This is a genomic window from Ralstonia pickettii (genome assembly GCF_001699815.1).
In the GTDB taxonomy this organism is placed as follows: domain Bacteria; phylum Pseudomonadota; class Gammaproteobacteria; order Burkholderiales; family Burkholderiaceae; genus Ralstonia; species Ralstonia thomasii.
Genome location: NZ_MCGB01000002.1, coordinates 1 through 22361 on the forward strand (window position 1 = coordinate 1; position 22361 = coordinate 22361).

General features: G+C 64.0%; 22 protein-coding genes. 15 read left to right on the top strand and 7 right to left on the bottom strand.

Annotated elements, in window-relative coordinates:
- Positions 1–141 precede the first annotated feature (141 nt).
- Both BEK68_RS00235 and BEK68_RS00240 read right to left on the bottom strand, forming a co-directional pair.
- Positions 142–3177, bottom strand: coding sequence for a transglycosylase domain-containing protein (locus tag BEK68_RS00235; protein ID WP_012435505.1), 3036 nt, complete (start codon positions 3175–3177; stop codon positions 142–144).
- 103 nt (positions 3178–3280) lie between these two features.
- Positions 3281–4192: a LysR family transcriptional regulator gene (locus BEK68_RS00240; RefSeq protein WP_012435506.1), complete on the bottom strand. Its 912-nt coding sequence runs from the start codon at positions 4190–4192 to the stop codon at positions 3281–3283.
- Positions 4193–4303: 111 nt separating this feature from the next.
- On the opposite strand from BEK68_RS00240, the gene BEK68_RS00245 reads away from it, so the two are divergent.
- The 9 genes from BEK68_RS00245 (at position 4304) to BEK68_RS00285 (ending at position 13056) form a co-directional block, all read left to right on the top strand.
- Positions 4304–5413 (top strand): muconate/chloromuconate family cycloisomerase, encoded by a 1110-nt coding sequence (locus BEK68_RS00245; protein ID WP_012435507.1) that lies wholly within the window; start codon positions 4304–4306, stop codon positions 5411–5413.
- 36 nt (positions 5414–5449) lie between these two features.
- Positions 5450–5740: a muconolactone Delta-isomerase gene (gene catC / locus BEK68_RS00250; protein ID WP_004626833.1), complete on the top strand. Its 291-nt coding sequence runs from the start codon at positions 5450–5452 to the stop codon at positions 5738–5740.
- A gap of 35 nt (positions 5741–5775) precedes the next feature.
- On the top strand, positions 5776–6711 hold the full coding sequence (gene catA / locus BEK68_RS00255; RefSeq protein ID WP_012435508.1) for a catechol 1,2-dioxygenase: 936 nt from the start codon (positions 5776–5778) through the stop codon (positions 6709–6711).
- A gap of 28 nt (positions 6712–6739) precedes the next feature.
- Positions 6740–8098, top strand: a complete 1359-nt coding sequence (locus BEK68_RS00260; RefSeq protein WP_004626836.1) for a Rieske 2Fe-2S domain-containing protein — start codon at positions 6740–6742, stop codon at positions 8096–8098.
- A complete protein-coding gene (benB, locus tag BEK68_RS00265; protein WP_004626838.1) occupies positions 8095–8583 on the top strand; it encodes a benzoate 1,2-dioxygenase small subunit in 489 nt (162 codons plus the stop codon). The genes BEK68_RS00260 and benB overlap by 4 nt, the downstream gene beginning before the upstream one ends.
- A 35-nt stretch (positions 8584–8618) precedes the next feature.
- The gene (gene benC / locus BEK68_RS00270; protein WP_012435509.1) at positions 8619–9647 is read left to right on the top strand and encodes a benzoate 1,2-dioxygenase electron transfer component BenC; all 1029 of its coding nucleotides are present in this window, start codon (positions 8619–8621) and stop codon (positions 9645–9647) included.
- Positions 9644–10426, top strand: coding sequence for a 1,6-dihydroxycyclohexa-2,4-diene-1-carboxylate dehydrogenase (locus tag BEK68_RS00275; protein ID WP_004626842.1), 783 nt, complete (start codon positions 9644–9646; stop codon positions 10424–10426). The genes benC and BEK68_RS00275 overlap by 4 nt, the downstream gene beginning before the upstream one ends.
- 100 nt (positions 10427–10526) lie before the next feature.
- Entirely contained in the window at positions 10527–11846 is a 1320-nt protein-coding gene (locus BEK68_RS00280; protein WP_004626844.1) for an MFS transporter, read from the top strand.
- Between the two features lie 13 nt (positions 11847–11859).
- Entirely contained in the window at positions 11860–13056 is a 1197-nt protein-coding gene (locus tag BEK68_RS00285; RefSeq protein WP_004626846.1) for a benzoate/H(+) symporter BenE family transporter, read from the top strand.
- Between the two features lie 67 nt (positions 13057–13123).
- On the opposite strand, the gene BEK68_RS25655 is transcribed toward BEK68_RS00285, so the two are convergent.
- Positions 13124–13285: a hypothetical protein gene (locus tag BEK68_RS25655; RefSeq protein ID WP_012435510.1), complete on the bottom strand. Its 162-nt coding sequence runs from the start codon at positions 13283–13285 to the stop codon at positions 13124–13126.
- 385 nt (positions 13286–13670) lie between these two features.
- On the opposite strand from BEK68_RS25655, the gene bioA reads away from it, so the two are divergent.
- The 5 genes from bioA to BEK68_RS00310 all read left to right on the top strand — a co-directional run bounded on the left by bioA (position 13671) and on the right by BEK68_RS00310 (position 18275).
- Positions 13671–15086, top strand: coding sequence for an adenosylmethionine--8-amino-7-oxononanoate transaminase (bioA, locus tag BEK68_RS00290; RefSeq protein WP_012435511.1), 1416 nt, complete (start codon positions 13671–13673; stop codon positions 15084–15086).
- Positions 15073–16320, top strand: a complete 1248-nt coding sequence (gene bioF / locus BEK68_RS00295; protein WP_012435512.1) for an 8-amino-7-oxononanoate synthase — start codon at positions 15073–15075, stop codon at positions 16318–16320. Before bioA ends, bioF begins: the two co-directional genes overlap by 14 nt.
- 1 nt (position 16321) lies before the next feature.
- The gene (gene bioD / locus BEK68_RS00300; RefSeq protein ID WP_012435513.1) at positions 16322–17029 is read left to right on the top strand and encodes a dethiobiotin synthase; all 708 of its coding nucleotides are present in this window, start codon (positions 16322–16324) and stop codon (positions 17027–17029) included.
- Between the two features lie 37 nt (positions 17030–17066).
- On the top strand, positions 17067–17585 hold the full coding sequence (locus tag BEK68_RS00305; protein ID WP_012435514.1) for a hypothetical protein: 519 nt from the start codon (positions 17067–17069) through the stop codon (positions 17583–17585).
- 165 nt (positions 17586–17750) lie between these two features.
- Positions 17751–18275 (top strand): hypothetical protein, encoded by a 525-nt coding sequence (locus BEK68_RS00310; protein WP_012435515.1) that lies wholly within the window; start codon positions 17751–17753, stop codon positions 18273–18275.
- A 95-nt stretch (positions 18276–18370) separates the two neighbouring features.
- Here BEK68_RS00310 and BEK68_RS00315 read toward each other — a convergent pair whose 3' ends face one another.
- From BEK68_RS00315 to BEK68_RS00330, 4 genes are all read right to left on the bottom strand, one after another.
- Positions 18371–18580: a DUF1653 domain-containing protein gene (locus BEK68_RS00315; protein ID WP_004626853.1), complete on the bottom strand. Its 210-nt coding sequence runs from the start codon at positions 18578–18580 to the stop codon at positions 18371–18373.
- A gap of 7 nt (positions 18581–18587) precedes the next feature.
- Positions 18588–18935: a hypothetical protein gene (locus BEK68_RS00320; RefSeq protein ID WP_004626854.1), complete on the bottom strand. Its 348-nt coding sequence runs from the start codon at positions 18933–18935 to the stop codon at positions 18588–18590.
- An 81-nt stretch (positions 18936–19016) separates the two neighbouring features.
- Complete coding sequence (locus tag BEK68_RS00325; RefSeq protein WP_012435516.1) at positions 19017–20012, bottom strand: hydroxymethylglutaryl-CoA lyase; 996 nt, start codon at positions 20010–20012, stop codon at positions 19017–19019.
- Positions 20013–20097: 85 nt separating this feature from the next.
- Complete coding sequence (locus BEK68_RS00330; RefSeq protein ID WP_012435517.1) at positions 20098–20997, bottom strand: LysR family transcriptional regulator; 900 nt, start codon at positions 20995–20997, stop codon at positions 20098–20100.
- Positions 20998–21152: 155 nt separating this feature from the next.
- On the opposite strand from BEK68_RS00330, the gene BEK68_RS00335 reads away from it, so the two are divergent.
- Positions 21153–22358 carry a CaiB/BaiF CoA transferase family protein gene (locus tag BEK68_RS00335; protein WP_004626857.1) on the top strand — a complete coding sequence of 402 codons (1206 nt, stop codon included), beginning with the start codon at positions 21153–21155 and terminating at the stop codon, positions 22356–22358.
- Positions 22359–22361: the final 3 nt, after the last annotated feature.

Genomic DNA, 22361 nt, shown 5'->3' on the forward strand with positions numbered 1-22361 from the left:
AAGGGAGGCAAACTCGCTGCGCTCAGACAAGCCTCCTTCCTTTTTTCTCCCTGCAACAGAAATTCAAGGCGCCATCTAGGGCAGGGTACGGCCACACCGTCTGGCGGCCTGCGTTGTCGCCGTCGGTTGTGCAGACTTTGCTCAATCCAGCTTCTGTTCCGGCGCCGTGGCCTGCGGCATTTTGCAGTTGAAGGCTGGCGCCTCGTCTTGCAGGTCCAGGTGGTTCATCAGCGTGGGCGCCAGGACCTTGAGCACTTGCACCGTCAGGGCGCTGGTGAATTTGTACTTGGCCGCGTCTGCGCCGGCTACGTAGGCGACGACGGTGCCGAAGTAGCGGTCTCCCAGATAGAAGACGAACGCGCCGGAGCGGCTGACGACCCGCTCGGAGATAAGGCCGCCGCCGCGGCTAAAGGTTTTGAAGCGGTTGTCGCCGGTACCGGTCTTGCCGCCGATGGCGATGGGTTTGCCGTCCTTCTGGATGAACGTGCCGGAGATACGCTTGGCGGTGCCGCCTTCGACGACGCCGGCCAGCGCGGATTTGACCAAGGGTGGAATCTCGGGCGGCAGCACGCGTTCTCCGGCGTTGGGGTCGCGGCAGAGCATGACTTCGTAAGGCGTGTCGGCGGCGAAGCGCAGGCGGTCGATGCGTACGCTGGGCAGGCGGATGCCGTCGTTTTCGATGATGCCCATCAACTCCGCCAGCGATGCCGGCCGGTCTGCCGATGCGCCGATGGCCGTGCCGTATGAGGGCACCAACGATTCGAACGGATACCCCAGCCGCTTCCACATCGCGTGAATCTGCTGGAACGCCTCGATCTCCAGCATCTGCTTGATGCGCTTGTCTTGCGCGGCCTTGCGGTGCGATTGCAGCAGCCATTTATAGACGGACAGGCGCTCATCTGCGCTTGCCTCGTTCACCTGCGTGAGCGTGGCTTGAGGATGGGTCCGCAGATACGCCACCAGCCACAGCTCCAGCGGATGCAGCCGGGCAATGTAGCCGCGGTCGGCCAGGTCGAAGCGTTGGACGGAATACTTCTCATACAGGTTGGTGAGTTCGGCCTCATCGAGCTTCGCGCCTGGCAGGTAGCTGCGGATGAATGCAGCGAGTTTTCCTGGTCCGGCCTCCGGGTCGATGCTGCGGTAGATGGTAGCCAGCCGCACCGGCGTGGCGCGCGTGCTTTGCACTAGGATGGCTTCACGCTCCCGGTCGGTCTTGCCTTTGTACTTGGTATAGAAGCGGCCCATGAAGAGCTTGCCTTCGCGGTCGGCAAAGCGTTGCAGGTAGACCTGTCGCTGTGGGGAATCGGGGTTGGTCAACGCCTCGGCGCCCGCATTGGGCAACTGGTGCTGAAAGTAGCGCGAGATGTCGCGCATGATCCGGACGAAGACGAGGTTGACGGAGTGCTTGAGCCCCTCGCGCACCGTGAAGTTCTGGGTGCCCTCCCATTTCTCGAAGTTTTCGAAACTCTGCATGCCGCCGCCGGTGGCAAACCACTCGCCGGCGTTGCCGGAGTATTTGCGCTCCATCGATGCATCGAGCATCGCCGTGAGCGACCGGTCTTGCGTGTGGGCGAGGTAGTCGACAGCCCAGCGCTCGATCGGGTTCTGCACGGGAATGTTGACCTTGCGCAGCGCCGCCACAGGTTGATCGGCGTAGCGCTTTTGCAACTCGGCCACGATCTGAAGGTACGTCACCAGCGTGCGCAGCTTGGCCGTTGAGCCCAGATCCAGCTTGACGCCCTCGTTGATATCGAACGGCTTGTCGAACGTATCGGCTTGCACCAGCACGCGGTTGCCGCCCTGCGCGCGTTCGTAGAGCGTGAAGCTGTAGGTCACGCCGCCCGGGTCGCCGCGCTCCAGCATCTTGTCGCCGACGAGGCCGGCGGCCTTGGCGCGGGCCGGGTCGCGCAGCTTGCGCAGCTCAGATGAGACATCGCGCTGCAACGGCGCGTCCAGCGTGCTGCTTGCGGTCAGGTCGAGCCGGTCGAGCGCATACATGCGCGAGATGCCAAGCATGCCCGCCAGGTTCACGCGTACGGCGTTCGTGCCTTTATGCTCCAGCGGCGGGGGCGGCACGCGCGTGTTCAGCGCCTGCTGCTTGAGCGACTGCGCAATCGCCGCATCGCGCAGCGCGGGCGGAATCACGCCGGACGCGGCCAGCACGCGCAGGTAGGCGTTGGTCAACGTCTCCAGCTCATCCAGGTTCTCAAGGTAATACGACGGCCGCCGCTGCGAGACCAGCAGGCTCAACGCTTCCTTGTAGGCCAGCGCACGGTCTGCGAGCGGCGCGGCCGACTGGGCCGCGAGCAATGCATTTACCTGGGCGAAGTCGCGTCCGTACCAGACCCACAGCGCATCGCCAATCCCCTGAATCTCGCCAAAGCCGGCGCGTGCGCCCAGTGGCACGGTGTTCAGGTAATCGACCGCGAGTTGGTGGCGCGCTGCAGTGGTGTCTTCGCCGTTCAGGTAAGCGCGGGCGGATGCGGAGAACATTTGCCGCAGCTTTTCGCTGGGCGATTCGGTGCGGCCTTCGGGCGAGTGGCGGTACTTCTCGATTTGCGTGGCGAGCGTGCTACCGCCCGGCGATTCATGCGCCGGGTCGACCGCGTGAAGGGCACGGTCCCAGACGGCGCGCGCGAGACGCGACCACTCCACGGCCGGGTTGCGCTTGGGGTATTCGGTCTGCAGCAGCGTGCGGTTTTCAATCGCCAGCAGCGAGTTGACGAGCAGCGGCGGCACCGACGCGAAACTGTCATACACGCGTTCGGGGTGCCGCACGCGGTAGATCGGGCGGCCATCGTCATCGAGCAATTCCAGGCCAGCCTGGTCCTTCTCGCGATAGGGCGGATTCATGCCGCTGTCCATGCGCGCGACCATCTCCTTGGATGGCACGGCCTGCTGGGCGACGATGTAGCCGCGCGAGCGCAGGCGGTCCAGAAAGGTGGGGAGATCGTGATAGCCGAGCCGCAGGTCGTAGGGGCCGGAGTTTGGATAGCGGGCCGAATTGTTCGGCCCGGGCTTGATGGGAAAGGTTTGCGACTTCGCCAGTTGCGCGAAGTAGCGGGCTTGCCAGGCGGAGGTGCGGAATTCGTGCGCGACAAGCAAGGCGGCCATCGCAAGCACCAGCGCCACGACGACGACCAATTTGATGATGATGGGGCGGCGTATTCTTTTCACTCGCTTGCGCTCCAATCGCAGGCGAACGGGCGCCTTGCTTCAATCTAGCCCATGCGGCCGTCGTGTCCAGCGGCTTGTAACTTGGGAGCCGCCATTGCAAGCCTTACGAGGGCACGTAATACGGGATTTTCTGCTCGTCGTACAACCGATACGTCAGCGCCAGCATGGCCTGGATGTCTTCAGACTCATCGAGCAGCCGCGCGCTGAAGATAATGGGCGAGACCAATTGCGGATCGTCGAGTTCCATGTAGCAGACATCTTCGCGCCGCAGGCCCGCCACACTGCGCGGCACCACCGATACCCCTTCGCCTGCGGCGACCAACCCCAAGGCAATTTGCAATTCCCGTGCCTCGTAGATCTTGCTGGGTTCCAGCGCGCGATCGTGGAAGAGGGCGAGCACCTGATCGGCATAGCTCGGACGCGGTGTGCGCGGGTAAATGATGAGCGTGTCGCCGACAAGGTCGCGCAGGGATGCGGTTGTCCTGCCGTCCAGCAGCGCATGGCCGGACGGCAGCGCGACGATCAGCCGTTCATCGCGCAGGAGGATGCGTCGCACGTTTGGATCTTCATAGCGTATGCGCCCAAACCCGACATCGATGCGGCCGTCCTTGAGCGCCTGGATCTGGTCCATGGTCGTCATCTCGTGCATGGTCAGATCGACCATCGGGTACTCCGCGCGAAAGCGCCGGATGACCTTCGGCAGCATCCCATACAGCGTTGATGCCACGAAGCCGATGGACAGGCGCCGCTCGATCTGGCCGACGCGCTGTGTCATCGAGGCGAGTTCGGCCGTCTGCGCGAGCAGTTGCCGCGCGTGCGCGTGAAAGAAGCGGCCGGCTTCGGTCAGCTTGAGCGGGCGGCTGCCGCGCTCGAACAACAGCACGCCGACTTCCTCTTCCAACTGCTGAATCTGCCGCGAGAGCGGCGGCTGCGCGATGTGCAGCCGTTCAGCGGCACGGGTGAAATTCAGCTCTTCAGCGACGGCAACGAAGTAGCGAAGGTGGCGTAGCTCCATTCTTATACCTCTGGAGTATGAAACTGATACTAAATCAGTGTTGGACGTGACAATTCGCGCTGCGTAATCTGGTTCCCACGTTGATAGCAGTTCTTCTGATACCTGGAAAACATGATTCGCTCGATCGAGGCAATTCTAGTGGATGTGCCCACCATCCGTCCGCACAAACTGTCCGTCGCCACCATGCACACGCAGACGCTCGTCCTCGTGCGAGTGTGCTGCGAAGACGGCATCGAAGGCTGGGGCGAGGCCACCACTATTGGCGGCCTCAACTACGGCGAAGAGAGCCCCGAGAGCATCAAGGTCAACATCGACACGCACATCGCGCCGCTGCTGATCGGCATGGAGGCGCGCAATGTGGCGGCAGCCATGGCTCGCGTGCGCAAGACCATCCAGGGCAACCGCTTTGCCAAGTGCGCGCTGGAAACAGCGCTGCTGGACGCGCAGGCCCGCCGGCTTGGTGTGCCGCTGTCAGAACTGCTGGGCGGCCGGCTACGCGATGCGCTGCCGGTGGCCTGGACGCTCGCCAGTGGCGACACGAAGAAGGACATTGCCGAGGCAGAAGCGATGCTGGCTGAGCGCCGCCACCGCATCTTCAAGCTGAAGATCGGCTTGCGCCCGGTAGCAGACGATGTGGCCCATGTACTGGCCATCAAACGGGCGCTGGGCGATGCCGTGAGCGTGCGCGTGGACGTCAATCAGGCCTGGAGCGAGCTCGACGCCGCCAATGGCATCGCCGCGTTGCAGGCCGGCGGCATCGACCTGATCGAGCAACCGGTGCGCGCAGAAAACCGCGCCGCGCTGGAGCGCCTCGCCCGCCAGTTCGCCGTGCCGATGATGGCCGATGAGGCACTGCACGGTCCGCTGGATGCCTTCGAACTGGCGTGCAGCGCGAGCGCCGACGTCTTTGCCGTGAAGATCGCGCAGTCCGGCGGGTTGGTTCCGGCCATGCAGGTCGCCGCCATCGCGCAGCTTGCGGGCATCAGCCTCTACGGCGGAACTATGCTGGAAGGGGCAGTCGGCACAGCAGCGTCGGCCCACGTGTTTTCCACCTTTGGCGAGCTGCAGTTCGGCACCGAGCTGTTCGGCCCCTTGTTGCTCACGCAAGAACTGCTGACCGAGCCGCTGCAATACCGCGACTTCATGTTGCAGGTGCCGACCGGCCCCGGCCTGGGCATCGAGATCGATCACGACAAGCTGGCGCGCCTGCGCCGCCAATAACAACCGCCTTACCAAGACACCGCCAAGGAAACCACGATGCTGTTCCACGTCCGCATGGATGTCCGCCTGCCGGCCGACATGCCCGCCGATGTCGCCAACGAGATCAAGGCGCGCGAAAAGGCCTACTCGCAAGATCTGCAGCGCAGCGGCAAGTGGCGCCACATCTGGCGCTTGGTTGGCGAGTACGCGAACTACAGCGTCTTCGACGTGCAGAGCAATGCTGAACTGCACGACATCCTGACGGCGCTGCCGCTGTTTCCGTACATGGAGATTTCCGTGACACCGCTGTGCCGTCATCCGTCGTCAGTTCACAGCGACGACGCTTGAGACATTCCCTAGAAAACCACGTGGAGACACCCATCATGAACGTGCGCGTATTCCAAACGAAAGAAGTGCAGGACCTGCTGAAGGCCGCTACCAACCTGGATGGCAACGAAGGTAACGCCCGCCTGAAGCAGATCACCCACCGCTTGCTGGCGGACCTGTTCAAGGCCATCGACGATCTCGACATCACGCCGGATGAAGTCTGGGCCGGCATCAACTATCTGAACAAGCTTGGCCAGGACGGAGAGGCTGCATTGCTGGCTGCCGGCGTGGGCCTGGAGAAGTATCTCGACATCCGCATGGACGCCGCCGATGAGGCGCTTGGTCTCAATGGCGGGACGCCTCGCACGATCGAAGGCCCGCTGTACGTGGCGGGCGCAACGGTGCGCGATGGCGTGTCCCGCATCGACGTTGATCCGGACCCCGCCGCAGGCCCGTTGATCATTCACGGCACGGTAACCGGCCAGGACGGCAAGCCGGTCGCCGGCGCCTTGGTCGAGTGCTGGCATGCGAATTCGAACGGCTTCTACTCGCACTTTGACCCGACCGGCGAGCAGAGCCCGTTCAACCTGCGCGGCGCGGTCCGGACCGGTGCCGACGGCAAATACGAATTCCGCACGCTCATGCCCGTGGGCTACGGCTGCCCGCCAGCGGGTGCGACCCAGCAACTGCTGAACGGACTGGCCCGCCATGGCAACCGGCCGGCGCACGTGCACTTCTTCGTCACGAGCGATGGCCACCGCAAGCTGACGACGCAATTCAACATCGAAGGCGACCCGCTGATCTGGGACGACTTTGCCTACGCCACCCGTGAAGAACTGATTCCGCACGTGGTTGATAAAACCGGCGGCGCCGCATTCGACCTCAAGACCGATGCGTACAAGGACATCGAATTCAACGTCGTGCTGACGCCGCTGGTGCAGGGCAAGGACAACCAGCGCGTGAACCGCCTGCGTGCTTCGGCCGAGGCCTGAGACCCAAGACCTCAACGTGGAGACGACCATGTCCGCCTTGATCGACAAAGCCAACGAACTGGATCACCTGCTCTCAACCGCGGTGGTGGATGACGAAGAGGCGGGCATCTTCCGCTGCCGCCGAGACATCTTCACCAACCCCGATCTGTTCGAACTGGAGATGAAGCACATCTTCGAGAACAACTGGGTGTATCTCGCGCACGAAAGCCAGATTCCGAACAACAACGATTACTACACCACGTGGATCGGTCGCCAGCCGATCGTCATCACCCGCGACAAGACGGGTGAGCTGAACGCGGTCATCAACGCCTGCGCACACAAGGGCGCGATGCTCTGCCGTCGGAAGCACGGCAACAAGGGCAGCTTCACGTGCCCGTTCCACGGCTGGACGTTCTCCAACACCGGCAAGCTGCTCAAGGTGAAGGACGAGAAGACCACCGAGTATCCGGTGCAGTTCAACACGCACGGGTCGCACGATCTGAAAAAGGTCGCGCGGTTCGAGAACTATCGCGGCTTCCTGTTCGGCAGCCTCAACGCCGATGTGCAACCGCTCGAAACCTACCTTGGCGAAGCGCGCGTGATCATCGACCAGATCGTCGACCAAGCGCCCGAAGGCCTGGAATTGCTGCGCGGCAACTCCACGTACGTCTATGACGGCAACTGGAAGATGCAGATGGAGAACGGCTGCGACGGCTACCACGTCAGCACCGTGCACTGGAACTACGCCGCAACGATGGGCCGGCGCAAGGAAGGTGGCACCCAGGCCGTGGATGCGAACAGCTGGAGCAAGTCGGTGGCGGGCGTCTACGGGTTCGAGCATGGCCACATCCTGCTGTGGACCAGGACGATGAACCCGGAAGTGCGGCCCGTCTATGCGCACCGTGACGAAATCAAGGCGCGCGTAGGCGACATCAAAGCGGACTTCATCGTCAACCAGACCCGCAACCTGTGCCTGTATCCGAACGTGTTCCTGATGGATCAGTTCAGCACGCAGATTCGCGTGGTACGCCCGATCAGTGTCGACAAGACCGAGGTCTCGATCTTCTGTTTCGCGCCGAAGGGCGAGAGCGCGACCGACCGCGCAACGCGCATCCGCCAGTACGAGGATTTCTTCAACGTCACCGGCATGGGCACCGCCGACGACCTCGAAGAGTTCCGCGCCTGCCAGAACGGCTATGCCGGCACCACTGCGCTGTGGAACGACCTGTCGCGCGGCGCACCGCTGTGGGTGCACGGCCCCGACGAGAACGCCACCAAGATGGGCCTGAAGCCGCTTATCTCGGGTGAACGCAGTGAAGACGAGGGGCTGTTCGTCTGCCAGCACGAATATTGGGTACAAGTCATGCGCGAGGCTCTGAAGAAAGAAAGCGAAGGAGTGGCGGCATGAGCTCCAATTACCACAACATCTGCGCGGCTCTGTACCGTGAAGCGCGGCTGCTCGACGACCGCCAGTGGGACGCTTGGCTGGAGTGCTACGCGGAGGACGTCACCTACTGGATGCCGGCATGGGATGACGATGACCAGCTGACCGACGACCCGCAAAGCCAGATCTCGCTGATGTACTACGCCAATCGCTGCGGGCTGGAGGATCGCGTCTTCCGTATCAAGACCGAGCGCAGCGGCGCGTCCACGCCGGAACCGCGAACCAGCCACACCGTCACCAACGTGGAAGTCCTGGCCGAACGCGGCGATGAAGTCGACGTGCGCTACAACTTTCACACACTCAGCCACCGATACAAAACCACCGATCACTTCTTCGGCACGATGTTCGTCACCCTGCGCCGCGCCGGCGAAGGTTTCCTGATCGCATCCAAGAAGATCGTCCTGAAGAACGACTACATCCGGCAGGTGCTCGACGTCTATCACGTCTGACGAGCACACCCGTATCCAAGGCAGTGAGGTATTCCATGTCCAGTTTCACAGTCGCATTGAACTTCGAAGACGGCGTGACCCGCTTCATCGATTGCAAAGCGGGGGAGAAGGTGCTCGATGCCGCCTTCCGCGCCAAGATCAACCTGCCCATGGATTGCTCCGATGGCGTCTGCGGGACCTGCAAGTGCCGCGCCGAGAGCGGAACCTACGACCTTGGCGACGATTACATTGAAGACGCCCTGACCGAAGACGAGAAGAACACCGGCCTTGTGCTGACGTGCCAGATGGTGCCGCAAAGCGATTGCGTGATCGCGGTGCCGACCTCGTCGACCGCCTGCAAAACGGGGCAGAGCACGTTCGGCGCAACGGTGTCGAACGTCGAGTTGCACAACGATGCCGCCGTGGTGCTCGAGCTGGACGTGGATGCCACGGCGCCGGTGTTCCTGCCCGGCCAGTACGTCAACATCGGTGTGCCGGGAAGCGGCCAGCACCGCTCGTATTCGTTCTCCTCAGCGCCCGGTGAAACGAAGATCAGCTTTCTGATCAAGAAGATTCCCGGCGGCGTGATGAGCACCTGGCTCGAAGCCGCAAAGCCGGGCGACAAGCTCGATTTGCAGGGGCCGCTGGGCAGCTTCTACCTGCGTGATGTGCAGCGGCCGCTGTTGTTCCTGGCCGGCGGCACCGGCCTTGCGCCGTTCCTGTCGATGCTCGAAGTGCTGGCGCGCAGCAACTCGCAGCAGCACGTGCATCTGATCTACGGCGTGACCCGTGATCTCGACCTGGTACAGGTCGACGCGATCGATGCCTATGTGGCGCGGTTGCCGAACTTCAGCTACGCCACCGTCGTCGCCGACGCCGCGTCGAATCATCCGCGCAAGGGTTGGGTGACGCAGCACATTCCGGCCAACGCGCTGAACGATGGCGACGTTGATGTCTACCTGTGCGGGCCGCCGCCGATGGTAGACGCCGTGCGCAAGTACTTTGACGACCAAGGCGTGAAACCCAAGAGCTTCCACTACGAGAAGTTCACGCCCAATGCAGTACCGGAGGCGAAGGCGGCATGAGCACGCAACGATTTTCAGGCAAGGCCGTCGTGGTGACGGGCGCAGCGCAGGGCATCGGCCGTGGCGTGGCAGTGGCTGCGGCAGAAGAGGGGGCGCACGTGCTGCTGGTGGACCGCGCCGAACTCGTCCACGAAGTGCAGGCCGAGATTGCGGCAGCGGGCGGCCACGCCCACGCCACCACGGCTGATCTCGAAACCTACGCCGGTGCCCAGCATGCCGTGCAGACTGCGCTTGGCGCGTTCGGCCGCATCGACGTGCTCATCAACAACGTCGGCGGCACCATCTGGGCCAAGCCGTATCAGCACTATGAAGAGGCGCAGATCGAGGCGGAGATCCGCCGTTCACTGTTTCCGACGCTGTGGTGCTGCCGCGCGGTGCTGCCGCACATGGTCGAGCGCAAGCAGGGCGTGATCGTGAACGTGTCGTCCATCGCTACACGCGGCATCTACCGGATTCCGTACTCGGCGGCCAAGGGCGGCGTCAATGCGCTCACCGCGAGTCTGGCGTTGGAACATGCGGACGACAACATTCGCGTCAACGCCGTCGCCACGGGCGGCACGGAGGCACCGCCGCGCAAGATCCCGCGCAACGCGGCGCCCATGTCGGAGCAGGAAACCGTCTGGTACCAGGGCATCGTCGACCAGACCCTCGCCAGCAGCCTGATGCACCGCTACGGCACGATCGACGAGCAGGTGCGGGCGATCCTGTTCCTCGCGTCAGATGAGGCCTCGTACATCACCGGGACGGTACTGCCCGTCGGCGGCGGAGACCTGGGTTGAAGGTTTGAAGCGCCAACAGAGCGCGCCATCAGTCGAAGAAGCCAACCCAGCATAAGAAAGGCGCTCACGCCTTCAAAAAAAACCCCAAAGGAGACCACCCATGCGTCAGATTGACCTGCACGCAGTGGCCGACCACGCCCGGTTCGGCCGCTTCCATGCCATCACACTGTTCTGGTGCGCGCTCATCATCATCTTTGACGGCTACGACCTTGCCATCGCGGGCATTGCACTGCCGTCCATCATGAAGGACATGGGCGTCACGCCCACCAGCGCCGGCTTCATGGTCAGCGCGGCACTGTTCGGCATGATGTTCGGCGCGATCTTTCTGGGCACGATTGCGGATCGTATCGGCCGCCGCTGGGCGATTGCCGTGTGCATCGTGCTGTTCAGCGTCTTTACGGCGGCAGCGGGTTTCTCCACGGACCCGGTCACCTTCAGCGTGACGCGTTTCCTGGCGGGCCTCGGTATCGGCGGTGTGATGCCGAACGTCGTGGCGCAGATGACGGAGTACTCGCCGCGCCGGGCGCGCAGCACGCTCGTCACGCTCATGTTCAGCGGCTATTCGGTGGGCGGCATGCTGGCGGCGCTGCTGGGCAAGGGTCTGCTGGAACACTACGGCTGGCAATCGGTGTTCATCGCGGCTGTGCTGCCCGTGCTGCTGGTGCCGGCGATCCTGCGGTGGATGCCGGAATCGATGCCGTTCCTGCTGCGCACCGGCAAGCTCGATGCGGTGCGTGACATCGTGCGCCGGCTCAACCCAAACGATGCGCCTCAGCCAGGCGACACCTTCATCCTGCCCGAAGCCGATCGCGGCAACGAAGCGCCGCTGGGCAGGCTGTTCCAGGACGGACGCGGCTTCAGCACGGCGATGTTCTGGATTGCCTTCTTCATGTGCCTGTTCATGGTTTACGCGCTCAGCTCGTGGCTGACCAAGCTGATGGCGTCGGCGGGCTACAGCCTGGGTTCGGCGCTCACCTTTGTGCTGGTGCTGAACTTCGGGGCCATGCTCGGCGCCATCGGCGGCGGCTGGCTGGCTGATCGCTTCAACATCAAATACGTGCTGATGGCCATGTATGCGCTGGCGGCGGTGTCGATCGCATTGCTCGGCATCAAGACTTCAACCGAGGCGCTGTACGTGCTGGTGGCCGTGGCCGGCGGCTGCACCATCGGCACGCAGATCGTGACGTACGCCTATGCCGGGCAGTTCTATCCGATGAGCATCCGCTCCACGGGCATCGGCTGGGCATCGGGCGTCGGGCGCAGCGGGGCCATCCTCGCTCCCATCGTCATCGGCATGCTGGTGGGGATGGCGCTACCGCTGCACCACAACTTCTTCGCCATGGCTGTGCCGGCGGTGATTGCGACGATTGCCGTGGCGTTCATCAACCACCAGCGGTCGGCCTCGGTCATCGCGCGCTGATCTGCCACCAGCGATGCATCCATCGAGCACGCAAACGGCCTCGCGCGGGGCGCTGTCCGATTGGTCCCTCTCGGCCGTCGCGGCGGGGTTCCTGGCCGTGCTGATTTCGTATGCGGGGCCGCTGGTCATCTTCTTCCAGGCGGCGCAGGCCGCGCATGTGCCGGATGCGATGGTGGCGTCGTGGGTCTGGGCGATCTCCATTGGCGCGGCGGTGTCCGGCATCTACGCGAGCTGGCGGTGGAAAGCCCCGGTGGTAACGGCGTGGTCGGCGCCGGGGACGGCGTTGCTGGTATCGCTGTTCCCGGGGCTGTCGCTCAATGAAGCGGTGGGGGCGTACATCACGGCGGCCGTCGTCATTCTGTTGATCGGCGTGTCGGGCACGTTCGACCGGCTCATGCGGCTGATTCCCAAGGGCATCGCCGCGGGCATGATGGCGGGCATCCTGTTCCAGTTCGGTACCCACGCGTTTGCCGCGGCTTCTGCCATGCCGGTGCTGGCGTTTTCCATGATCGCCATCTACGTGGTGGGCCGGCGCTGGTGGCCGCGCTACTGCATCGTCGTGGTATTGCTGGCCGGGATTGCGCTGGCAATGCCCCTGGGGCTGACGCATTTTGACGGTGTCACGCTGGAATTCACCCATCCGGTCTTCATCGCCCCACACTGGGCCCTGAGTTCGACGCTGAGCCTGGCCATCCCGCTCGTCGTCGTCAGCCTCACGGGGCAGTTTTTGCCCGGCATGGCGGTGCTGCGCGGCTCCGGGTACGACATCCCGGCCAAGCCGATCATGACGGCCACCAGCGTGGCATCGATCAGCGTGGCGTTTTTCGGCGGCATCACCATCGTGATCGCCGCGATCACTGCCGCGTTGTGCACTGGCAAGGATGCACATGACGACCCGTCCAGGCGCTACGTGGCCGGTATCGCCAACGGAGTGTTCTACCTGATTGGCGGCACGTTTGCGGGTGCCATCGTGATGCTGTTTGCGGCGCTGCCCAAGCCGTTCGTGGCCATCCTGGCCGGGCTGGCGCTGATTGGCGCTATCGCCTCGAACGTGATGGGGGCGATCGAAGATGGCGAGCACCGGGAGGCGTCGATCATCACCTTCCTGGCGACGGCGTCCGGGTTGACGCTGTTCGGGTTGGGCTCGGCATTCTGGGGAATTGTGATCGGCTCGGCGGCGGCGCTTGTCTTGAGGCCGGCGCAGCGATAGCGCGCTCCAAAACAAAAACGGCGCCAATGCGCCGTTTTGTCATGTGTGCCGTGATGGCGTACCTGTCTTAGCCCAGGTACGAGCCCGACTTGCCAACCACTTCAGCGTACACCAGGTTGTTATCCCAACCTTTGCGGAAATAGTTGAACACTGCGCGCAGCAGCGACGGGCGACGAGTGGCTTGGGCTTGGCCGGCGAACTTGGGGGTGTAATAGGCTTGCTGGATCATGATGTTTTCTCTCAGTGCGTTATCTAGGGTTTTCCCGAGTATAGGGTTATCCCTAGGACGGAGCAATGAAGCAAGCCGTACTTTCAGTACATTCTGAATATCACACGCGGCTGATATGGCGCCACGGTAAGGCCGGGCGGGAAAAGGCGCCTCATAAGCCACAAAAATCGCGCCTCGCAAAAATTTTTTCCCTGCGAGATCGAAGCAGGACACGGCACATCTGCGGATAAAGCGCTCATCATCGTGCATTGGCAATGATTTCGCCGACAAAAAGCGTTGATCTGTCCGCTTGTCGTTTGATCCGCAAGGCACCTACCATACGCCGCCATGTGCCGGTTCCGCTTTGCAGCATGATGCGGGCCGGTGTTGTTGACTGGAGGTTCGTATGGCGTATCCCCCCATTCCTGTGCCGGCTGCCGGCGCGCAAGGTGCCTGCTCGGCCAACACGGCGTGGCAGGCGCGCAGCCGCGCGGCCGTCTGGCATCCGTGCACGCAGAACGCACGGCTCGATGCCATGCCGCCGCTGCCGATCGCGCGCGGCCAGGGCCCGTGGCTGATCGACTTTGACGGCAAGCGCTACCTGGACGGCACCAGCTCGTGGTGGGTCAACCTGTTCGGCCACGCCAATCCGCATATCAACGCTGCGCTCAAGACGCAGCTCGATTCGCTGGAGCACGTCATGCTGGCGGGCGCCACACATCGCCCGGCTGTGGAGTTGGCCGAGCGCCTGATCGATCTGACGGGCGGCGTGCTGGGCCACAGCTTCTTCGGCTCAGACGGCGCCTCTGCCGTGGAAATTGCGCTCAAGATGAGCTTCCACGCGCATCGGAATGCAGGGCGGGGCGCCCGCAATCGCTTTATCTGCCTGGAACACGGCTACCACGGTGAAACGCTCGGCGCGCTGGGCGTGACCGATGTTGCGGTCTTCCGCGATGCGTATGACCCGCTGATCCTGCAGTCGCACCGCGTGCCATCGCCCGACGCACGCCTGGCCGGCCCCGGCGAAACCGCCGCTGATGTGGCCGACCGCGCCTTGGCCGCACTGCGCGATTGCCTCGTCGCCAACGCGGGCACCATCGCCGCCGTCATCATCGAGCCGCTGGTGCAGTGCGCGGCCGGCATGGCCATGCACGACGTGAGCTATCTGCGCGGCGTGCGTGCGCTGTGCGACGAGTTTGGCGTGCATTGGATTGCAGACGAAATTGCCGTTGGCTGCGGCCGCACCGGTACATTCTTCGCATGCGAGCAGGCTGGCGTGTGGCCGGACCTGCTTTGCCTGTCCAAGGGCATCAGCGGGGGGTATCTGCCGCTGTCGATCGTGCTCTCGCGCGATGTCATCTACAACGCGTTCAACGACGATGCGCCGGTACGCAGCTTCCTGCATTCGCATTCGTATACCGGCAACCCGCTGGCGTGCCGCGCGGCACTGGCCACGCTCGATCTGTTTGCTGAAGAAGACGTCTTTGCGCGCAATCGCGTAACCGCGGCACGCATCGCTCAGGGCCTGGCGCCACTGTCGCACGATGCGCGTTTTGCCCATCTGCGCCAGACCGGGATGATCACCGCGTTCGACGTGCACCCGGACGTGGCCGGTGCACGCTTTGCCGAGCGCTTTGCGCTCACGGCGCGCACGCACGGGCTGCTGCTGCGCCCGATCGGCAACACCGTCTATCTGCTGCCGCCATATGTGCTGAGCGATGAAGAGACCGACACGCTGGTCGAACGCACGCTGCAGACGCTTGAAGACACGCTGGCCCAAGCCACGGGCGAAACAGAGGGACACACCTATGCGATTGCTTGACGACCTGCAGGCGGGCCTAGCTGCTATCGACGCCGCGCACCTGCGCCGCGTGCGCCGCACCGCGTACAGCCCGACCGACCGCAGCCAGCGCATCAGCGTGCCCGGTGAAGCGCCGCGCGACATTCTCGGCTTTTGCGGCAACGATTATCTCGGCCTGGCAGCGCATCCGGCCTTGGTCGAGGCGATGACGCAGGGCACACAGCAATATGGCTTCGGCAGCGGCGCATCGCACCTGGTCAGCGGCCATTCGATCGCGCACGCGCGGCTGGAAGCACGCATGGCTGCGCTGCAAGGCGAACACATTCCCGAGGCGGATGCGCTGTTCTTCTGCACGGGCTACATGGCCAATCTGGCCGTGGTGAGTGCCATGGCGCAGGCTGGCGGCATCCGGCCGGCGGAGGAATGCACGATCTTTTCCGATGCGCTGAACCACGCTTCGCTCATCGACGGTGCGCGGTTGTCGCGGGCGCCGATCAAGGTCTATCCGCACGTCGACCTCGCTGCGCTGGAAGCGCTTCTGGCCGCGAGCACCAGTCGCAACAAGCTGATCGTCACGGATGGCGTGTTCAGCATGGATGGCGACATCGCACCGCTGCCCGAACTGCTTGCGCTGGCCGAACGCTACGACGCCTGGCTGATCGTGGACGACGCCCATGGTCTGGGCGTGCTGGGCGAGAACGGTGCGGGTGTGCTGTCTCATTTCGGGCTGCACTCACAGCGCATCATCTATGTCGGCACGTTCGGCAAGGCTGCCGGCGGCTCGGGCGCGGCCATCGTCGGACATCGGCTGGTGATTGACTGGCTGGTGCAGCGCGCACGCACGTACATCTTCACAACGGCCACGCCGCCGGGCATTGCGTGTGCGGTGGAAGCGGCATTGGACCTGATCGCAAGCGAGGAGGGGGATGAACGCCGCGCCCGCCTCGATCGCCACATCGCCGTGTGGAGTGCGCACGCGCAGCGTTTGGCTGCGCGCTTCGGCTGGCAATGGATGCCATCGCCCACGGCCATTCAGCCGATCGTGATTGGCGAGAACGCACCCGCATTGGCGCTGGCCGCCGCGCTCGAACACGAAGGCATCCGCATCGCCGCGATTCGCCCGCCGACGGTGCCTGCAGGAACGGCACGCTTGCGCATCACGCTGTCAGCGGCACATACCGATGCAGACATCGAACGGCTTGCGCAGGCGCTGGAAGCGGCCGGCCAATCGCTGCAGCCGGCCAAGGCAGCCTGATATGCCCGCACGCTTCGATTGCTTTGTCACCGGCACCGATACGGAGATCGGCAAGACGCTCGTCAGCGCGGTATTGCTGACCCGGCTCGCCGACGCCGGCTACCGTGCCGCGGGCCTCAAGCCGATTGCGGCAGGCACGCTGGCGGGCGCGCCCACGCGCACCAACGAAGACGTCGAGCAACTGCGCGCCGCCGCGTCAGTCAATCTGCCGTTCGACACCGTTTGCCCATGGTTGCTCGACGCGCCGATGTCTCCGCATTTGGCTGCCGCGCGCGAAGGCGTGACGATCACGCTGCCGCCGATTCTCGATGCGTTTGCACACGCCAGATCGTTGGCGGATGCCGTTGTGGTGGAGGGCGTTGGTGGTTTTCGCGTGCCGCTGTCGGACGACTTTGATACGGCTGAGATGGCCGTGGCGTTGGGCTTGCCGGTGGTGCTGGTTGTCGGGTTGCGCCTAGGCTGCCTGAATCACGCCGCCCTTACTGCCGAGGCGATTGCCGCGCGCGGGCTGCATCTGGCCGGCTGGGTCGGCAACGTGGTCGACCCGTCCATGGCGGGGCTTGACGACAATGTCGCCACGCTGCGCCGCTGGATCAACGCACCGCATCTGGGCACGATTCCGCGATTGCCGCACGCCGATGCGCGGCTGGCCGCGGCCCACGTCGACATCGCACCGCTACTCGCGCGCACTGCTGAAACGCGGCGGTAAACTACGCGCTTCACTCAGTGCAACAGGGACCATTGTGATGCGGGCGATGCGTTGGCTGGCGGTAGCGATTGTCGTGGCGGCGACGGCAGGATGTGCAGTATTGGAGTCCCCCGTCACCAAGGGGCAGCGGCTGGTGGGTGCGGACGAGCCCGCCGTGCAGGCGCAATTCGGGCCGCCGCGCGAAACCTATCCGCTCGATGGCGGCACCCGCTGGCTCTATCCGACCAAACCGTACGGGCAGTTCACCTACGCGGCCGACTTTGATGCCGGCGGCAAGCTCGTCGCCTTCAAGCAAGTCCTGAGCAGCCTCGAGTTTGCCCAGGCCAAGATCGGCGTCTGGACCCGCGATGACGTGCTGCGGCATTTCGGTCAGCCGGTCGAAACCGCGTATTTCCCACGCATGGACCGGCTGGTCTGGTCGTACCGCTTCAAGGCAGACGACGTCTGGCCGTCGCTGATGCATTTCTACTTCGACCCCGCCGGCGTCCTGCAACTGACGCAGATTACGCCCGACCCGCTTTACGATCCGGACCGCCTCCGGCTGTTCCGCCGCTAGTTGGGCGGCAGTTGAGGTAGCGCAATCCGATTGTGCGCTCAGGGTTCCTCCTGCATTGCGCGCATTGCGCGGCGACCTAAGCTAGAGGGCAGGGGAGGCAGACGCCGCCGGCGCTTGCCGAAAGCAACCGTCATCAGAACGGACGCGCATTGTTGGGGGTGCATCATGCTGACGCATCGCTGGGTCGACATCGACCCGATCGCAGCGGGCCAACATCCGCTGTACGGCATTGCCGGATGGCTGCCGTGGGTGCTGGCCATTGCCATTGCCGGGCCAACGTGGGTGTTCTGGCAGGGGCTGTCGATGGATGCGCTGCAACTGGCAGGCGCCGATCTATTTAATGCCAACGCGCCTGGCAGCGGGGCGATCAACCTGACTACGCTGCTTTATCTGATTTCCTGCGTGACGGTCCTGGTGCTCGCTACCACGCACGACAGCGCGTTCCGGCCGGCCATGCTTGTGCACATGGCGCTGCTGCCGCCGCTGATCGGACTGATGCTCATGGCCGGCGGCGTTCCAGGGGCGCGTTCAACTCTCATCGACGGCGTTGCCGTTGCGGTGGCACTGACGCTGACGTGCGGCGTCTACGTGCAGGTCTCGCGGCGCGTGCGCATCACCTTCGAATTTCGCGACCGGGCGCCGGGCGGGCATGCCTGGTTCAAGCGCCAGAAACGGGCCGCGCCGGGTTGATGGCCGTTGCGCGCCGCCCAAGCACCGCTGCCGTCGCGCCAATACGTAAAACGGGCCCGAAGGCCCGCTCGCAAGGAGACGGTTTCCGCCAGCATTCAGTCCATCAGCGCGAAGCGCGGCACTTGCCGGCCGTCGACTTCAACCATCTCGTGGAACATCGTCGATGGCCGTGTCCAAATCGTGCCGTTGGCGGCGCGATAGACCGTCATCCTGATGGCGGGATCCGGCTCGTATGTGGCCTCGCACAGCCATTCGTATTCGCCGCCCTTGTAGTGACGGTAGCGGCGCGTTGGCGTGTTCTGCATGGCGGCTTCAGTGTTGGGTGGGCTTGTCTTCTTCGTCGACGTAGGGCACGTGCTTGCCCTCTTGCGTCTGCGCGCCGAGCTTGGCGTCTTCCATGGCGTCCTTGTACGCTAGCATGGCGGCGGCCACGGCTTCGGGCTCGCCGTTGAACGAGATCACGCTCTCGCCGCAGTTCGGACATTCGCCGCCGAAAATGGCGTGGATGCCGGGCATGTCGCGCGGCTCCATGCCTTCAAATTCGGTAAAGGCGGTCTGACAGGCACCGCAGACCAGCTTTTCAGGACGCAGCGCGTCCAGCCGGGCGTGCGCCTGAGAAATGCGGTCGGCCTGAGAGCCGCGTCGTTTGGCTTCGCCCATGATGTCCTCCTGTATTCAAATGATTACAGGCGGGATCATACCGAACGGCACGGAACCCATGACGACCGGCCGTCAAGAAACTCAAGCCGGTGCTTTCGACAGGGCGTGCTGCCGGGCCGTCTCAACATAGTCGGGCGTGGGGTGCAGATCGTGGGTGCGTCCGGCCTTGGCGACCTGACCGTTGGTGTCATGACCGATGAGGCCCGGCAACAGTCGCGAAGCCTCCAGCAGGGCGCCAAGGTTGGTGCCAGTGTCGTAGTTCAGGAGTTCAAGCATGTGCACCATGTCTTCGGTGCAGACGTTGCCCGAGGCACCGGGCGCGTAGGGGCAGCCTCCCAGGCCGCCGAGCGCGCCATCGAAGCGATCGACTCCCGCCTGCAGCGCGGCCAGCACGTTGGCAAGTGCCATGCCGCGCGTGTTGTGCAAGTGCACGGTCAGCGTGGTCTGGGGGAACGCCAGCCGGAATGCACTGCACCGCGCGAACACCTGGCTGGGCCAGGCCATGCCGGTGGTGTCGCACAGCGTGATGCCGCCGATGCCCGCTTCGACGGCCCGTGCCGCCCAGGTCAGCACGGTGTCAGTGGGGATCTGGCCTTCCATCGGACAGCCGAACGCGCATGAGAGCGAAAGGTTGAGCGACGTGCGGCTCGAACGGACTGCCGCCGCGACCTGCGCAGCCTGCTGGAACGACTGCCCCGGCGTCATGCGCAGGTTGGCGAGGTTGTGCGTTTCGCTTACCGACATCACGAGGTTCAACTCGTCGACATCGCAGTCCACCGCACGTTCGGCGCCTCGCATATTCGGCACGAGCGCGGCGTAAGTGACGCCGGGCACGCGCGCGATACCGCGCATCACGTCTTCCGCGTCGGCCAGCGTCGGGATGGCCTTGGGCGAGGTGAACGAGGTGACTTCGATCTTGCTCAGCCCGCATTGGCTCAGCCGGTCGATAAGCGCGATCTTGTCTTGGGTCGGAACCATGCGCGGTTCAATCTGAAAGCCATCGCGCGTGGCGACTTCCTGGATGAACACCCTTTTCCCTTGACCGTTGAGTACCACTGCGTTCCCCGTGCTGGACATGTTGGAACTGCAGTGTGTTGCGCAGGCAGCCAGCGCGCAATTGAAGAATCAGGACGTGAGCCTTCTCCGAACCAGATGGCTCGCGCTAGTTTTCTGCGCTGGCCTGGGATACCAGATGGTCGATCAGCAGCCGGGCCGGCACCGGCAGCGCCGCGTAGCCCCGCGTGATGACAGACAGCGGGCGCTGTGCCCACGTCTCATCCAGCTCGACCATGCGCAGCGTGCTGTTGCGCAGATAGGGCTTGACACTGGCCTTGGGCAGCAGGCCGATGCCAAGGCCTGCCGCCACCATGTTGCGCAGCCCCTCGAAGCTGGTCACCTGGATGCGGATCTTGTGCTGCTTGCCGGCCTGCTCGGCGCTCTGCGCGCAGAGCGTGGAGATTGACGCGCCCAGCGGCATGCTCACGTAGTCATAGTCCAGGGTATCGGCAAAGCGCAGGTGGCGCGCCGCGCCGATCGGGTGGTCGTGCGGCACGATCAGGACGAGCCTATCGACGTGATACGGCCGTACTTCCAGCCCCGGTGCAGCTTCCGGCTGGCTGCAGATGCCGATGTCAGCGGTACCCGCTTCGACCGAGCGCAGGACTTGGCTGCTGCTTTTCTCCATCAGGTCGATCTTCACGTCGGGGTTGATCGACAGGAACGAGGACAGGTCGCCCGGCAGGTACTGGACCATGGTCGAAAAGTTGACGTGCATGCGCACGTGCCCCCGCACGCCCTGGGCGTACTCGCTCATTTCCGACGAGATTTCCTGCATCTGATCGATCAGGCGCTTGGCCCGGTAGTACAACGCCGAGCCCGCCGGGGTGGGCTCCACGCCACGGCTGTGCCGATAGAGCAGGGCGGTGCCGGCGTCGTTTTCCAGCTCCGCAATGCGTCGGCTGATGGCCGAAGGCACGATGTGCTGCCGCTCGGAAGCCGCCGCCAGGCTGCCTTCCTCGATTACCGAGACCAATACCTGCAGCGATTCCAGATCGAAACGCATGGTCGTCCATTCCCCCTTCGTGTTGAAGCCTTCTCCTTTGGAGATGGCTCGCTTGATTATTTAGCGTTTTTTGGTCTGGCGAGAAGTGTCCATGATGCATTCATCGAGCGCGGCAATGTTGTGCGCTGCACGATATGGAGTAAAGAGGAGACAACATGGCACAGCCAGATCAACCCTTGCCGCTGCAAGGCATCAAGGTGATCGAGTTGGGGTCGCTGATCGCCGGCCCTTATGCCGGCACGCTGCTGGCCCAGTTCGGCGCCGAGGTCATCAAGATCGAGACCCCGGTCAACGGCGACCCGCTGCGCAAATGGCGCAAGCTGCACGATGGCACATCCCTGTGGTGGTATTCGCAGAGCCGGAACAAGAAATCGGTCACGCTCAACCTCAAGTCGGAACGCGCTCAGCAGATCGTCCGCGATCTGGTGAAAGATGCCGACGTCGTGATCGAGAACTTCCGCCCGGGTCTGATGGAAAGCTGGGGACTGGGCTGGGAGCAACTCTCGGCCATCAACCCGAAGCTGGTGATGGTGCGCATTTCGGGTTACGGGCAGAGCGGCCCGTACCGCGAGCGGCCCGGATTTGCCGCGATTGCCGAGTCGATGGGTGGCCTGCGCTACCTGTCTGGCTACGCCGATCGGCCTCCGGTACGCGTGGGCGTGAGCCTGGGCGATTCGCTGGCGTCCCTCTACGGCGTGATTGGCGCGCTGCTGGCCATGCATCACGTCAAGGCCAATCGCGGCACCGGGCAGTTCATCGACGTGGCGCTGTACGAAGCGGTGTTCGGGATCATGGAAAGCCTGATCCCCGAGTATGCGATGTTCGAGCACGTGCGTGAGCGCACCGGTTCAAGCCTGCCGGGCATTTCGCCCTCCAACACCTACCTGTGTGCCGACGGCAACTACGTGATCATCGCGGGCAACGGCGACGGCATCTTCAAGCGCCTGATGCAGGCCATCGGCCTGCCGGAGTTTGCGGAGGACGCGCGCTTTGCCGACAACGCCAAGCGCGTCCAGCACAACGATCTGCTCGACGGGGTGATCGGCGAATGGACCGCGCGTCATCCGATCGACGCTGTGCTGCAGGTGCTGGAGCAAGCCGATGTGCCGAGCGGGCGCATCTATACCGCCGCCGACATCGCACGCGATCCGCAATATGCGGCGCGTGGCATGATCGAGCGCCACACCTTGCCCGATGGCCAGCCTATCGACTTGCCGGGCATCGTGCCCAAGCTGTCCGCCACGCCGGGCAGCACGCGCTGGGTCGGCCCCGAGCTGGGTGAGCACACCGACGAGGTGCTGCACGCGCTCGGACTCGACGCTGCCGCGCTCGACAGCCTGCGCGCCGAAGGCATCATCTGACAG

What these genes read in the sequence shown, in the direction of transcription:
- BEK68_RS00320 (WP_004626854.1), bottom strand. Translation starts at nt 18,935, where the DNA reads ATGGGCGAAGCCAAACGACGCGGCTCTCAGGCCGACCGCATTTCTCAG.
- BEK68_RS00315 (WP_004626853.1), bottom strand. Translation starts at nt 18,580, where the DNA reads ATGCAGAACACGCCAACGCGCCGCTACCGTCACTACAAGGGCGGCGAA.
- BEK68_RS00325 (WP_012435516.1), bottom strand. Translation starts at nt 20,012, where the DNA reads ATGTCCAGCACGGGGAACGCAGTGGTACTCAACGGTCAAGGGAAAAGG.
- BEK68_RS00260 (WP_004626836.1), top strand. Translation starts at nt 6,740, where the DNA reads ATGTCCGCCTTGATCGACAAAGCCAACGAACTGGATCACCTGCTCTCA.
- catA (WP_012435508.1), top strand. Translation starts at nt 5,776, where the DNA reads ATGAACGTGCGCGTATTCCAAACGAAAGAAGTGCAGGACCTGCTGAAG.
- bioD (WP_012435513.1), top strand. Translation starts at nt 16,322, where the DNA reads ATGCCCGCACGCTTCGATTGCTTTGTCACCGGCACCGATACGGAGATC.
- bioF (WP_012435512.1), top strand. Translation starts at nt 15,073, where the DNA reads ATGCGATTGCTTGACGACCTGCAGGCGGGCCTAGCTGCTATCGACGCC.
- benB (WP_004626838.1), top strand. Translation starts at nt 8,095, where the DNA reads ATGAGCTCCAATTACCACAACATCTGCGCGGCTCTGTACCGTGAAGCG.
- BEK68_RS00245 (WP_012435507.1), top strand. Translation starts at nt 4,304, where the DNA reads ATGATTCGCTCGATCGAGGCAATTCTAGTGGATGTGCCCACCATCCGT.
- bioA (WP_012435511.1), top strand. Translation starts at nt 13,671, where the DNA reads ATGGCGTATCCCCCCATTCCTGTGCCGGCTGCCGGCGCGCAAGGTGCC.
- benC (WP_012435509.1), top strand. Translation starts at nt 8,619, where the DNA reads ATGTCCAGTTTCACAGTCGCATTGAACTTCGAAGACGGCGTGACCCGC.
- BEK68_RS00275 (WP_004626842.1), top strand. Translation starts at nt 9,644, where the DNA reads ATGAGCACGCAACGATTTTCAGGCAAGGCCGTCGTGGTGACGGGCGCA.
- BEK68_RS00330 (WP_012435517.1), bottom strand. Translation starts at nt 20,997, where the DNA reads ATGCGTTTCGATCTGGAATCGCTGCAGGTATTGGTCTCGGTAATCGAG.
- BEK68_RS00335 (WP_004626857.1), top strand. Translation starts at nt 21,153, where the DNA reads ATGGCACAGCCAGATCAACCCTTGCCGCTGCAAGGCATCAAGGTGATC.
- BEK68_RS00285 (WP_004626846.1), top strand. Translation starts at nt 11,860, where the DNA reads ATGCATCCATCGAGCACGCAAACGGCCTCGCGCGGGGCGCTGTCCGAT.
- BEK68_RS00280 (WP_004626844.1), top strand. Translation starts at nt 10,527, where the DNA reads ATGCGTCAGATTGACCTGCACGCAGTGGCCGACCACGCCCGGTTCGGC.
- BEK68_RS00310 (WP_012435515.1), top strand. Translation starts at nt 17,751, where the DNA reads ATGCTGACGCATCGCTGGGTCGACATCGACCCGATCGCAGCGGGCCAA.
- catC (WP_004626833.1), top strand. Translation starts at nt 5,450, where the DNA reads ATGCTGTTCCACGTCCGCATGGATGTCCGCCTGCCGGCCGACATGCCC.
- BEK68_RS25655 (WP_012435510.1), bottom strand. Translation starts at nt 13,285, where the DNA reads ATGATCCAGCAAGCCTATTACACCCCCAAGTTCGCCGGCCAAGCCCAA.
- BEK68_RS00240 (WP_012435506.1), bottom strand. Translation starts at nt 4,192, where the DNA reads ATGGAGCTACGCCACCTTCGCTACTTCGTTGCCGTCGCTGAAGAGCTG.
- BEK68_RS00305 (WP_012435514.1), top strand. Translation starts at nt 17,067, where the DNA reads ATGCGGGCGATGCGTTGGCTGGCGGTAGCGATTGTCGTGGCGGCGACG.